General features: G+C 53.3%; 9 protein-coding genes. 8 read left to right on the plus strand and 1 reads right to left on the minus strand.

What is annotated here, in order from left to right:
* The 7 genes from C4S74_RS27145 to C4S74_RS23575 all read left to right on the plus strand — a co-directional run.
* The coding region (locus C4S74_RS27145) for a condensation domain-containing protein (RefSeq protein ID WP_258042592.1) at window positions 1-1,485 on the plus strand (1,485 nt) is incomplete at its 5' end.
* 105 nt (window positions 1,486-1,590) lie between these two features.
* Window positions 1,591-4,842 (plus strand): non-ribosomal peptide synthetase, encoded by a 3,252-nt coding sequence (locus C4S74_RS23550; RefSeq protein WP_103997774.1) that lies wholly within the window; start codon window positions 1,591-1,593, stop codon window positions 4,840-4,842.
* Window positions 4,832-6,658 (plus strand): ABC transporter ATP-binding protein, encoded by a 1,827-nt coding sequence (locus C4S74_RS23555; protein ID WP_374755413.1) that lies wholly within the window; start codon window positions 4,832-4,834, stop codon window positions 6,656-6,658. Before C4S74_RS23550 ends, C4S74_RS23555 begins: the two co-directional genes overlap by 11 nt.
* Window positions 6,655-8,388 carry an ABC transporter ATP-binding protein gene (locus tag C4S74_RS23560; RefSeq protein ID WP_103997775.1) on the plus strand — a complete coding sequence of 578 codons (1,734 nt, stop codon included), beginning with the start codon at window positions 6,655-6,657 and terminating at the stop codon, window positions 8,386-8,388. The genes C4S74_RS23555 and C4S74_RS23560 overlap by 4 nt, the downstream gene beginning before the upstream one ends.
* 231 nt (window positions 8,389-8,619) lie before the next feature.
* On the plus strand, window positions 8,620-10,059 hold the full coding sequence (locus C4S74_RS23565; protein WP_103997776.1) for a helix-turn-helix domain-containing protein: 1,440 nt from the start codon (window positions 8,620-8,622) through the stop codon (window positions 10,057-10,059).
* Between the two features lie 129 nt (window positions 10,060-10,188).
* Window positions 10,189-10,902, plus strand: a complete 714-nt coding sequence (deoD, locus tag C4S74_RS23570) for a purine-nucleoside phosphorylase (protein WP_103997777.1) — start codon at window positions 10,189-10,191, stop codon at window positions 10,900-10,902.
* Window positions 10,899-12,080: a NupC/NupG family nucleoside CNT transporter gene (locus C4S74_RS23575; RefSeq protein WP_103997778.1), complete on the plus strand. Its 1,182-nt coding sequence runs from the start codon at window positions 10,899-10,901 to the stop codon at window positions 12,078-12,080. Before deoD ends, C4S74_RS23575 begins: the two co-directional genes overlap by 4 nt.
* A gap of 66 nt (window positions 12,081-12,146) precedes the next feature.
* Here the strand turns inward: C4S74_RS23575 and C4S74_RS23580 are convergent, their stop codons facing one another.
* Entirely contained in the window at window positions 12,147-12,515 is a 369-nt protein-coding gene (locus C4S74_RS23580; RefSeq protein WP_103997779.1) for a VOC family protein, read from the minus strand.
* Between the two features lie 194 nt (window positions 12,516-12,709).
* Here C4S74_RS23580 and C4S74_RS23585 point away from each other — a divergent pair, with 194 nt between their 5' ends.
* Window positions 12,710-13,426, plus strand: a complete 717-nt coding sequence (locus tag C4S74_RS23585; protein ID WP_181024525.1) for a TetR/AcrR family transcriptional regulator — start codon at window positions 12,710-12,712, stop codon at window positions 13,424-13,426.
* The last annotated feature ends 134 nt before the right edge of the window (window positions 13,427-13,560 follow it).

A 13,560-nucleotide genomic window follows, 5' to 3' on the forward strand; every position in this document is an offset into this window, starting at 1 on the left:
CGGGCGACCACGCTCGTCGGCAAAGTCCACAAAGAGCTGAACGTGGACCTGCCGCTGCGCGATGTTTTCCGGCATTCGACGGTTGAAGAAATGGCCGAAGCAATCGCCCGGATGGAACGGCACGAGCACGTTTCCATCCCTGTTGCCGAAGATCGGGAGTACTATCCGATGTCGTCGGCGCAAAAACGGCTCTATATCCAGCACACGCTGGATGGAGCGGATGAGCTTTACAACATGCCGGAGATGCTTCAGCTCGAAGGGCCGGTGGATATCGGCCGCATAGAGGAAGCTTTCCGGACCTTGATCGCAAGGCATGAGACGCTGCGTACCGGATTTGAAATGGTGCACGGCGAACCGGTTCAGCGGGTGCATGCTCATGTGGAATTTGCAGTCGAACGGAGCAAAGCGGCCCAAGAGGAGGCGGAACAGATCGTCCGCCGCTTCGTCCGCGCGTTCGACTTGAAGACACCGCCTCTGCTTCGCGCGGGCCTGATCGAGCTGGAGCCGGAGCTGCACCTTCTAATGTTCGATATGCACCATATGGTGTCCGACGGTGTGTCCATGTCGATATTGGTGGACGAATTCTCCAGACTCTATGCGGGAGAAACACTTCCTCCGCTGCGTATTCAATACAAGGATTACGCGGTGTGGCAGCAGAGCGAAACGTACAGGGAGCGCACACGGCGGCAGGAGGCGTACTGGCTGCAAGCTCTCGCCGGCGAGCTGCCTGACGCCGAGCTCCCGGCCGACTATGATCGTCCGTCGGTACGGAGCTATGAGGGCGCTCATCTGGAATTCGAAGTCGGCGAGGAGCTTACGGCAGAGCTGAATAAACTGGCGGCCCGGTCCGGAATCACCTTGTTTATGATCCTTTTATCCGCCTACAGCGTGCTGCTGTCCAAATACAGCGGACAAGAAGATGTGATTGTCGGAACGCCCGTCGCAGGCAGAACCGATGCGGATCTGGAGCCGGTTATCGGCATGTTCGTCAACACACTGGCGATCCGCAACCGGCCTGCCGGTGATAAAACCTTCCTTTCCTACCTGGAAGAAGTGAAGGAAATGGCATTGGGAGCTTTCGAGCATCAGGATTATCCGTTCGAGGAGCTTGTGGAGCGTTTGAATGTGAAACGCGATACGGGTCGGAACCCGCTGTTCGATACGGTGTTCGATATGCAGAATATCGAGGAGCACGACGCCGAGCTGGGGACCCTTCGTCTTAAGCCGTATGAGCTGGACGATTTGGAAGAAGCGAAGTTCGATCTCACCTTGTTCATGTCCGAAGAGAACGGAACGCTCAGCGGAGGCTTCTTTTACGCGACGAAATTGTTCCAAGAGGGAAGAATCCGGACGATGGTCCGGGATTACCTGCATGTCCTGTCCCAGATTTGCGAAAATCCCGAAAGCCGGTTAAGCGGGATTCACTGCCTCAAGCCTTCTGCCGGCACGAAGAGTTCGGTAGATGCGATTGAATTTGCCTTTTAGACAAAGCCCTGACAGCTGCTAGGTGTTCATGCCTGAAGAGTGTGTGTCCGGTAAAAAGGGACGCGCACTCCGGGTATGGGCGATCTTATTTTAGGGGAGGTACGCATGAAATCACTGTTTGAAAAGGAAGAAGCGTATTGGAAACAAAAATTCAACGCCGAAGACAGCTTGACCTTTCTTCCGTACAATCCGCCTTCCGAGATTATGGACCGCCCGGATTCCGAAGAGAAACCGGACGTTGTCAGCCTTACGCTGCCGCCGGAATTGTCCGGAAGAATCCTCCGGCTTGCCAACGGCTCGGATCTGGCTGTTTTTATGATCGTCCTGGCGGGGGTAAACTGCCTGCTCCACATTTATGCGAGACGGGAAAATGTGCTCGTCGGGATTCCTGCCGATACGGGAAACGGGGAAGAGCCGGCGATCCACGATTTTCTTCTGATTAAAACGTACATAAACCGCGATAGCACGTTCAAATCCCTGCTTGGCCAAGTGAAGCCGGCTATCGGCGAAGCGCTGGAAAATCAGCAGCTTCCTTTCAGGAAAATGACGGAAGCCCTAAACATCGAGATTGCTCCCGAAGGAATTCCTGTCTTGAATACGATTGTTACCTACAAAAAAATCCATAAGGCGGATATTCAAGGAAAAGCCGCTGCGGATACCGTTTTTGAATTCGATCTGAGCGGTGACTCCATCCGGATGAACGTCTGTTTCAACGGCCGGCGGTATGATCCCGGTTTTATCGAAAAGGCCGCGGCGCATCTCGTGCAGCTTTTGTCCGTCCTGTTATTTCAGCCGGATCTTGAATTGGGTAAGGCGGATATGCTTACTCCTTCCGAGAAACACCGGCTGCTTGCTGAATTTAACGACACGGAAACGGACTATGACCGGGACCAAACGATTCATGGTTTGATCGAAGAGCAGGCTGCCCGCGTTCCGGATGCGACAGCCGTAGTTTACGAGCAGGAACATCTCACTTATCGGGAGCTCAACGAGCGGGCGAACCGTCTGGCGCGGACGCTGCGTGCGGCCGGTGTGCAGCCGGATCAGCTCGTCGGCCTGATGGCCGGACGCTCGCTGGAAATAGCGGTCGGCATTTTGGCCGTGTTGAAAGCCGGCGGCGCTTATGTGCCGATCGATCCCGAGTATCCCGAAGAGCGCATCCGCTACCTGCTGGAAGATTCGGGTGCGAAGCTGCTGCTGACTCAGGGGCGGCTGCTGGATCGTGTTCCGTTCGAAGGAACCGTATTGACGCTCGACGACGAGAGCTCCTACAGCGGCGACGGAACGAATCTGGAGCCGGTTAACGGTCCGGATCATCTGGCCTACGTTATCTACACGTCGGGAACGACGGGGAAACCGAAGGGCGTCATGGTGGAACACCACGGCCTGGTCAGCCTGAAGAACATGTTCCGGGACACGCTGGGCATCACCGAAACGGACAGAATCGTCCAGTTCGCGAGCCTGTCGTTCGACGCGTCGTGCTGGGAGGTGTTCAAAGCGCTGTTTTTCGGGGCCGCTCTCTACATCCCCACAGCCGAGACCATTCTGGACAACCGGTCGTTTCAGCGCTATATGAACGATAACGGAATTACGGCGGCTATCCTACCCCCGACGTATGCGGCCTATTTAAATCCGGATCATATGCCGGAGCTTCAAAAGCTGATCACCGGAGGCTCGGCTGTATCGGCCGAATTCGTTCAGCAGTGGAAAGACAAAGTGCGGTACTTCAACGCTTACGGTCCGACGGAGGCGTCGATCGTCACTTCCGTTTGGACGGCCGGCAACGGGGATAACGGGCTGAAGCCGATTCCGATCGGCCGGCCGATTCAGAACCACCGGATTTACATCCTGGATGATCACCTGCAATTGGTTCCTGCTGGAGTGGAGGGAGAGCTGTGTATAGCGGGCGAAGGCTTGGCGCGAGGATATTTGAACCGTCCCGAGCTGACGGCTGAGAAGTTCGTCGAAAATCCTTTTTCGCCGGGCGAGCGGATGTACCGGACCGGGGACCTGGCCCGGTGGCTGCCGGACGGGAACATCGAATACAGGGGCCGCATCGATCATCAGGTGAAGGTCCGCGGTTACCGGATCGAGACGGGCGAAATCGAGGAGCGGCTCCTCCAAGTTCCGTCCGTGCAGGAAGCGATCGTCATCGCCCGGGAGGAGGCGGACGGCCAGCAGCTGTGCGCTTACTTCGTGGCGCAGTCGAAGCTGACGGCCGGCGGGCTCAAGGAAGCGCTGGCTAAAGTGCTTCCGGGCTACATGATCCCGGCGCACTTCGTGCAGCTGGTGCGGATGCCGCTGACGCCGAACGGCAAAATCGACCGGAAGGCTTTGCCCGCTCCGGAAGAGAGCGCAGAGGAACCGGCCGAATATATCGCTCCCCGCACGCTTTTGGAAGTGAAGATCGCCCAGATCTGGAAGGATGTGCTCGGTCTCCGCAGAATCAGCGTGAAAGACAACTTTTTCGATCTCGGAGGCAGTTCCTTGAGTCTTATGCGGCTGATTCAAACGATTTATGACGAAACCGGCATCGAAGTTCCGCTGAATCAGCAGTTTAAGAATTTAACGGTGGAAGCGATGGCGCTCGGAAGCGGTGAATCGGGCCTGGAGATAAAGGGGCAGTCGTTCATCAAGCTCAATAAGAGCGGAGCCATGAACGTATTTTGCTTTCCGCCGGGAAGCGGATTCGGTATCGGGTACCGGGAACTCGCAAACCTGCTGGACGACCGTTTCGTCCTGTACGGGACCGATTTTATCGAAGATTCAGAAAGCTACGAAGCGATGCTGGACGGCTATGTCGACGAAATCGTGCGCCTTCAGGAGGAAGCTCCTTACGTGCTGCTCGGCTATTGCTTCGGCGGCAATTTGATGTTTGAGGTCGCTCAGAGGATGGAGAAGAGAGGCTTCCGCGTCTCGGACTTGATTATGGTGGACTCCTGGATTAAGGAAACCTTGACACCCCTGGAGACAACCGACAGTGAATGGCAGGAAATACTGGAGGATTTGTCGGAATCGGAAAAAGAACTAATGGCGAACCCCGTTATCCGCGAGCGTGTCGGCAGCAAAGTGCGTGCAACTTTGATGTATGAAGCGCAGCTTATAAACAGGGGAACGGTTGAAGGGCATATCCATGAGCTGATCGCCGAAGACAGCGACGCCTTCCGGCTGGAGCACGGCCTGCCGTCCTGGCGCGGAGCGGCTGCGGGAATCTACACGGAATACAAACTCGCGGGCGCACACGAGAAGCTGCTTGAACCGGAATGTCTGGACGGAACGGCCGAAGTCATCCTCCGGATTCTGGAGGAAATCGCTCGGCGGAGCGGTGCATCGACGAAGGTGCTGCATGGAAGCTGACGGCCAGTCCATCACCGGGAAGGGGGAGCTAATGGCGGCACAAAAAAGCAAGCGCGTGTATGCGGCATGGAAAGCGTTCCGCTGGTTATTAATATTTGTAAACCGTCACAGAGGGTGGATGATCGCAGGCACCGTATCCGCGATTGCGGCAGCCGTTATCGAAGTATGGACGGGCAGCTTGATCGAGCAGCTGACCTCCCAGGCCGAGAACGGAGCGGGGCCGGTTGTCATGGAAATCGTTTGGACCGTTTTTTTCGTCATTCTGATCGGGGTGCCCGCGAAATACTTGATGATCTACGGAGTCGAGAGAAGCAGCGCCTCGGCTGTGAGAGATATCCGCAACCATGTGATGAACCATATCGGCAAATTGCCTATTCATTATGTGGAAAAACAGCATTCCGGCGATATTTTGTCCCGAATCAGTAGTGATCTTCAGCTTATTCAGCAATTTATGAGCCGGGATCTGGCCCAATGGTTTTATCATCCGCTGCTGTTCGTGGGCTGCTTCACCTATCTGATCTGGATTCAATGGGAGCTGATGATGTACAGTCTGCTGCTTTTTCCCGTATCCCTGCTTGTGTCTCACTGGATCGGCAAGCAGCTTCAGCAGCTGACGGAAGAAGCCCAGGCGAACATGGGACGGATGAACATGAATCTGCAGGATACGCTTGGTGGTATGCCGGTGGTGAAAAGTTACCTGCTGTCAGGACTGCTGTTCCGCTCCTACCAGTCTCTCTTGCTGCTGACGGCTCAGAAGAAACTGGCCGTGAAGAAGAGGGAAGCGTGGGTCAATCCCCTCTTGTCGACGCTCATGATCAGCCCAATTATTTTTGCCGTAAGCTACGGCAGTTATCTGATTTCCAAGGGGGAGCTCGGTACCGGAGAACTTATCGCGTTCCTCTACCTGCTCAATCTGTGTCTGGAGCCGCTGGATCATATTCCCGAGCTTATCACGCGCACGTTTGAGATGTCCGGTGCTTTAAAGCGGGTTTCCGAACTATTGGAACAGCCTGCCGAAAATCAGCAGGGGCATGCGATCGCGAAAACCGCCTCTGCTCCGGTCGAGTTCCGGGACGTGTCTTTCTCCTATGAGAACGGATCTCCCATATTGCAAAATTTGAGTTTTACGGTTCCGGAAGGAAAGACGATCGCCCTGGTAGGCGCAAGCGGCGGAGGCAAGAGCACGGTTTTCAAACTGCTGTGCGGTTTTTATCCGCTGGAGGACGGGCAGGGGAACATTCGCGTATTCGGCCAGCAGGTAAACGGCAGCAACCCGGATCAGCTGCGTTCCCATTTTGCCGTGGTGACTCAGGAGTCTTACTTGTTCAGCGGCACCGTAGCCGACAATATCGCGTACGGCCGGGAAGACGCGTCCATGGACGAAGTGATCGCCGCGGCAAAATCGGCGCAAGCGCACACGTTCATTATGAGTCTGCCGGAAGGGTATCAGACATATGTCGGGGAACGGGGCGGCTTTCTCTCGGGGGGCCAGCGTCAGCGGATCGCCATAGCCCGGGCTCTTCTCAAGAATGCTCCGATTCTATTGCTCGATGAGCCTACATCCGCTCTGGATCCGGAATCCGAGGGTGCGGTGCAGGAAGCGCTGGGTGTTCTGATGAGAGAAAGAACGACAATCGTAATCGCCCACCGGCTGTCTACCGTTCAGAATGCGGACGAAATATGGGTTATGGAACACGGAAGGCTTGTTGAAGCGGGGACCCATACGCAGCTTCTGGAGAAGAAAGGGCTGTACGCTCAATCGTATCTCCAGGAGTTTACCGGTCCTGCGGAAAGCAAGGAGGTCGTTTACACATGAAGAGCGGCGGATTAGTCTCACAGGTGAAAGAACTGTTGTACTTAATGAGATTCATGAACCGCAGACGCAAAATTCAGTACTACACGGGTCTCGGTATTACGGCAGTCAACCAGACGTTGTTTCTCGTTTCCTTCAGTCTGGTTGTCCAGAATCTGGTCAACTTTGCCGATTACCGCGATGCGGCTCTGATGTATCGTGCTTTTTATATTCTTGCGGGAGCTTTGCTTCTCGAAAATGTCATTTCCCCCTGGTTCACGTATTTGTATCACCGCAGCGTCGAATTTACGATTGTGGACATGCGTGAGCGTCTGTACCGGAAATTTTGCCGGCTCCGGCCGAGATACCTGGAGCAGACGCATCACGGCGACCTGCTGTCGCGTGTAAACAACGATGTGGCCGCGGTGGAACTCACCTTTTCCAGCATTTATTTCATGCTGCTGCTGCAGGTGGTGTTCAGTGTAGGCTCTATCATTTCGATGGTGCTGATCGACTGGAGATTCGCTACCGTTTCGCTGCTCGTTCTGCTTGTTTCATTCTCGATCAGTGCCCGGTTTGCCCGGCAAATCCGTGTTCTTTCCGAGAAGTCGCTGCAAACTCTCGCACGGATGACCGAAAAGTTTAAGGACTTTATCGGAGGCATTCAGCTTGTGAAGCTGTTTCATATTCGGCCGGTTTATTCGCAATACCGGAACCTGAACGAAGAAGTGACCCGGCTTGCCGAGCAGACCGCAAGGAAGAACGGGCTGCAGGCCGCCGTCAACCATTTTGTCAGCTATGTCACGTTCTGCGGCATCATCGTCATCGGAAGTCTGCTATACGCTTACGGGCTTATCGGAATGGGAAGCGTTGCGGCGCTTGCCGTTCTCCAGATCAACCTGACCCATGCGATTATGAATTTCGGGACCGTGCTGTCCATGGCGCAAAATTCGCTGGCCGGCGCGCACCGGATTGAGGAAATTTTAGCGGAGGAAGAAGAGCCGGAGAGGCTTGGATTGCCCGATCCCGCAAAATCCTCGGAAGCGATGGTGGAATTCCGGGACGTGGAATTTTCCTATCAGGCGGACAAAAAAGTGCTGTGCAGGATGTCCATGAAGGTGTATCCGGGACAGGTCGCGGCGATTGTGGGCGCGAGCGGGAGCGGCAAAAGCACCTTGATCAAGCTGCTGCTCGGCTTTTATCCCGCGGACAGCGGAGAGATCTTGCTCGGCGGCAAACTGTTCGGCTCGTATACGCTGGAAGAAATCCGCGGGCAGATCGCTTATGTGCCGCAGGAGCCGTTTTTATTCAGCGGAACGATCGAAGAGAACATCCGTTACGGCAATCCTCAGGCAGCGGCGGACGACGTGATCAAGGCGGCCAAGGCCGCGTATGCCCATCATTTTATCGAGGAACTGCCGAACGGCTATCAAACCCAGACAGGGGAGCGGGGAGCCTCCTTGTCGGGCGGGCAGAGGCAGCGTATCGCCATAGCCCGGGCCATCCTGAAAAACGCCCCGATTCTGCTTCTCGACGAGGCCACGTCCGCGCTCGACAACGAGTCGGAGCATTGGGTGCAGAAGGCGCTGGTCGAACTGATGAAGGGCAGGACGACGATTCTGATCGCTCACCGCCTGAGCACGGTGGAGAAGGCGGATTCCATTACCGTGATGAATCAGGGCACGGTTGTAGAGCGGGGAACGCACCGGGACCTGCTGGCAAAAGGCGGCTATTACGCGAGGCTGTATGGCTGAGAGACCCGGACCCGGCACAAAGCTATACCCTTATGCCCGCGCAGGGCACAATATCCTGAACCGCAGTCCGGTGAACCGGACTGCGGTTATTTTGCGTGCGGAAGGGAACAACTGCTGATAGAGCAGTTTTATGTATTCGCGCGTTCCGGACCGGAAGGATGGATAATCCGCTCCATATCGGTATAATGAGGGTACGAAAGTCGGGCGATACCGGGCGTGGAAGGTGATGAAATGAACAAGGATTTTAAAATGATGAAGGCGCTGATCGAGCTGCTGGATTCCGAAGAACGGTGGTTTACTTTCGGCGAGGCCGAAAGGGAGCTTGGCATATCGGACAAGTCCGTCCGGAGACTGGTGGAGGAGATCACGGCGCTTATGCCGGAGACAATGAGTATCGAAGTTTCCAGAGGCAAGGGCATCTTCTTCCGCCGCGAACGTCACGGACCGACTATCCGGGAAGTCCTGGTGGAGCAGTTCAGGCAGACATCTTATTACCGCCTCATGCACAGGTTGTTCATCTACGGTGGTCAGGCTTCTGCCGAGGAGCTTGCGGAGCTGCTTTATATGAGCGCTTCGTCGTTTAAAAAATTCATTATTCAACTGAATCGGGAAGATTTGAAGCCGTCCTGCCTGCGGCTCGCTTATTCTTCTCCGGCGCTTAAAGGAAATGAAATACACATCCGTTATTTTTACTGGAAATTATTTTCCGATTCACACCCCTATACAGGCTGGCCGTTCGCAGAGGTTGATTATCATCAAATCCGGGACTGGATAACGGAATTGGAAGAGGAGCAAGGAATCGTTTATTTTCTGAATTCCAAACGGAGTCTGATTTTCCTCATCGCCGTTACGCTGGAGAGAATCCGGCAGGGTCATTCCGTTTCGGTAAGCCGGGAGCTTTACGATTGGGAGAATGGCGCTTTCCATGAATCCGTCCGCCGTTTAGCAGGAAAGCTGGGACAAGAGTACGGCCTGGACATGGCCCGGGAAGAAATGTACTTCCTGCAGTCGTTATTCAGTCTGAGCCAATACCATTACCGGAACGAAAAGGAAATGGCCCTGGAGCAGGAGGAGGCTCTTCAGCGGAACGAGGAGCCCAAATACCGGATGATCAACAAACTTTTACCTTTGCTTAGAGAAACCTTTCCTTCGTTAGCTGCCGGCCGGAGGTTTGTCATGGAAATGTGCGAGTTTTTCGAGAAGCTGATGATCGATAATGCCATTCCCGAACTGATGGCCGTATCGAAAAGCCGACTGATCGCCTACATGCGCCAGGAAGAGCCTCTTATTTACGAAGGGGTAACGGAGTGTATAAACCGGTGGAGCCGTGAATACCCCGCCGTATCGGTCAGCTCGTACCATCTCGTCAAACTCGGTTTTATCGTCAGCTCCAATGTCCGGTATAAAAGCAAAAAAGCTTTTCTCATTATCGGCGAAGAATTTTCCGTCCGTCATTATGTGGCGAACCGGATTAAACGAGAGATCGGCGACGAGTTGACGATTGAAACTTCCATCCTGCATGAACTAAGCGATGCAACCGTACGTGAGAGGGAAATTGATTTTATTATAAGCACGATGCCCGTTGCGCTGAAAACCGTGCCCGCCGTGATCATTTCCGCGATACCGACGAAAAGGGATCTGGAAAACATCCGCAAAGAACTGCTGGAGTAAACGCTTGGTCCCGATTATTCCGTATTCAACGGCTTATAAGTGTCTAGTTTCCGGCCGCGGATTCTTTTATGCTGTGGTTGAAAGCGGTTGCGAACCGCCGATCCACGACAATCGAGGAGGAAACACAACATGAGTATCCACTTGGAAGCCAAACCCGGAGAAATCGCCGAACGCGTCCTGCTGCCGGGAGATCCGCTGCGTGCTAAATTCGTGGCCGAGAATTTCCTGACTGATGTGCGCTGCCATAACGAAGTGAGAGGGATGTACGGCTATACGGGGTTATATAAAGGAGTTCCCGTTTCGGTTCAAGGTACCGGTATGGGTAATCCTTCGATGAGCATTTACGTGACGGAGTTAATCCGGGATTACGGGGCAAAGAAACTGATCCGGATCGGTACGTGCGGCGCGATGCAGCCAAACCTGAAGATCCGCGATCTTGTGCTGGCCCAGGCGGTCTCGACGGACAGCAACATGACGGACAAAATGTTCCACGGCTGCAGCTACGCCCCCACGGCCGATTTCGGTATGCTGATGCAGGCGTATCAGGGAGCGAAGCGGAGCGGCGCCAACGTATTTGCCGGGAATGTGTACAATTCCGATGAATTTTACCGCCATACCCTCGACAGACTGCATACGTTTATGGAGTTCGGCGTTCTCGCCGTCGAGATGGAAAGCACCGCGCTTTACACGCTTGCCGCCAAATACGGAGTGAAAGCGCTGAGTATTTTGACCGTGGGCAGCCAGCTTCTTACAAACGAACGTTCCGCGCACAAAGACAGCGAGCAATCTTTCAACCAGATGGCCGAAGTCGCCCTGCAGACGATTATCGAGGATGCCGTATGAAATATGCGGTAGCTTTGATCGGCCTTATCGTCATTTTGTCGCTCGCGTGGCTTGTCAGTTCGGATAAGAAAAAAATCAAGTACCGGCCTGTACTTGTGATGATTGCCCTGCAAATCATTTTAGGAATGATTTTGCTTAAAACGGGTGTCGGGGAATTTCTGGTTAAAGGATTCGCCGACGGGTTTGCCAAGCTGCTCGGCTTTGCCAACGCGGGAACGGACTTCGTCTTCGGCGGAATCGTAAACGATAAAATTCACTCGTTTTTCTTTCACGTCCTGATGCCGATCGTGTTCATGTCCGCTCTGATCGGAATCTTGCAGTATTACAGAATACTGCCTTTTATTATCAAATACATCGGGCTTGCCTTAAGTAAAGTAAACGGCATGGGAAAACTGGAATCTTACAATGCGGTAGCATCCGCGATTCTCGGACAGAACGAAGTGTTTATCTCTATCAAAAAGCAGATCGGGCTGCTGCCGAGAAACCGGCTCTATACATTGTGCGCGTCCGCCATGTCGACAGTATCCATGTCGATTGTCGGTTCCTATATGACGATGCTGAAGCCGGAATATGTGGTGGCCGCGCTGGTGCTGAACCTTCTGGGCGGATTTATTATCGCGTCGATCATCAATCCGTATGAGGTGAAGCCGGAAGAAGATATTTTGGAAACCCGGGACGAGACGAAGCAGACATTTTTCGAAATGCTGGGCGAGTATATTATGGACGGCTTCAAAGTCGTCGTAATCGTCGGCGCCATGCTGGTCGGATTTGTTGCTCTCATCGCCATGATTAACGGCATTTTCAGCGGTGTGTTCGGAATTTCGTTCCAAAACATTCTCGGGTACGTTCTTGCTCCGTTCGCCTTCCTCATAGGCGTTCCTTGGAACGAGGCCGTACAAGCGGGAAGCATCATGGCTACCAAAATTGTAGCGAATGAGTTCGTGGCTATGCTTGATTTTGTGAAAATTCAAGGCGATTTCAGTGAACGTACCCGTGCAATCGTGTCCGTATTCCTTATCTCGTTCGCTAACTTCGGATCGATCGGTACGATCGTGGGCGCGGTGAAGGGGCTAAACGAGAAGCAGGGCAACGTAGTGGCCGGTTTCGGGCTTAAGCTCTTGTACGGAGCGGCTCTCGTAAGCTTTCTGTCGGCCACGATTATAAGTATCATATTCTGATCATTGCCCATTGATTTTAAGATATACTCCAGACATATGAAGAACCGAGTGCAGCTTTGACTAAGGCTAACCGCCAAAACTCGTAACCTCGAAAAGTATTCCGTCCAGAGCGGTAAAATACAGGGTGTAGCCGTTCCGGATCTTTTTGGGGCCTTCTTCCACCGGAATGCCGGAGCTGAGGAGCCGGTTGTAAAAAGCATCCACTTCCTCCGGCGTATCCCTGTAAAAACCGAGATGAAAGTCTTTGGGGTAGGCGGGAGGCTGTGCACCGGGTTTAGAAAAATTGCTGAGAACGAGGCTGAATCCCTCACTGTCGCTCATGGCGGCAATGACTTCCCCTTTCTGTTCGAGCAGCTTAAAGTCGAAAATTTGTTCGAAAAAAAGCCGGGCTTCCGTCAAGTTGTTTACACACAGATTCAAATGGTTAAGTTTCATGATTTTTCTCTCCTTTTGGGTTCCTTTAATCTAGGCTTCGGTACGTAATTTGACGTGCGACTACGGAATGATGCCGAAGCTGTTACTGAACGGGTTTAACAGTAGTGAATATAATCTAATGGCATTAGAATAATCTAATGGTGTTAGAATATAGGACTATGTTATACTTGTCAAGTAAAAAAGGAGGGAGCTTTATGGCAAGAAAACGGACCGTTTCGGCTCATCCGCCAACCGGACGTCATGAGGATGAAAATCTGCATACTCCGCTGGACCGGAACCGGATTGTCCAAACAGCGCTTCAGCTTCTGAATGAAAGCGGCCTGAAAGAGCTGAGCATGCGAAAAATCGCGGATAAGCTTCAGGTTAAAACCGCCTCTCTATATTATCACGTCGAAGACAAAGACCAACTGATGCGGCTGCTGCTGGATCAAATATGCGGGACCATGGCTTGGCCGGACTCATCGCTTCCATGGAATAAGCAGTTGATAATGTGGGCGGAGCAATTCAAGCATGTTCTGCTTTCGCACCGGGATGCGGTGGAGTTGTTCAATTCGGGCTTTGGCGGAGGCTATGAACGATTAACGCAGATGGAAAAACTCTACGGGTTATTTGTTACGGCGGGATTTAAGGACGATCAGATCCCTTGGATCGCTTCGATGGTCAAAAATTACGTGCTCGGATTCGCCGCCGAAGAAGCGAGAATTCACGCATTTGCCGGTGGGGTTCAGACAACGCCGAAGGAACTTGGCGAACAGTACAGCTGTTTTTTCAGGCAGCTTCCCGAAGAGCGGTTTCCGCATTTGATTCGACTTGCCTCTCATACGACGAACACGAATTGGGCGAAGGAGTTCGAATTCGGACTGGGTGTGCTAATAAACGGCTTTGCGGCGAAGCTTCAAGACAATGCGTAACCTTTTCAAACACTATCTCCTATAAAAGAATACAAAACCACCGGCTGCGAAATGCCGGTCAATGAGCCGGAAGCGATTTATGCTTCCGGTTTTTCAGGTTTTTACAGAGAAGCGGCATCAACGAGCAGGGGCGG

The sequence above is a fragment of the Paenibacillus sp. UNC499MF genome, from assembly GCF_900107975.1.
GTDB lineage: Bacteria > Bacillota > Bacilli > Paenibacillales > NBRC-103111 > Paenibacillus_F.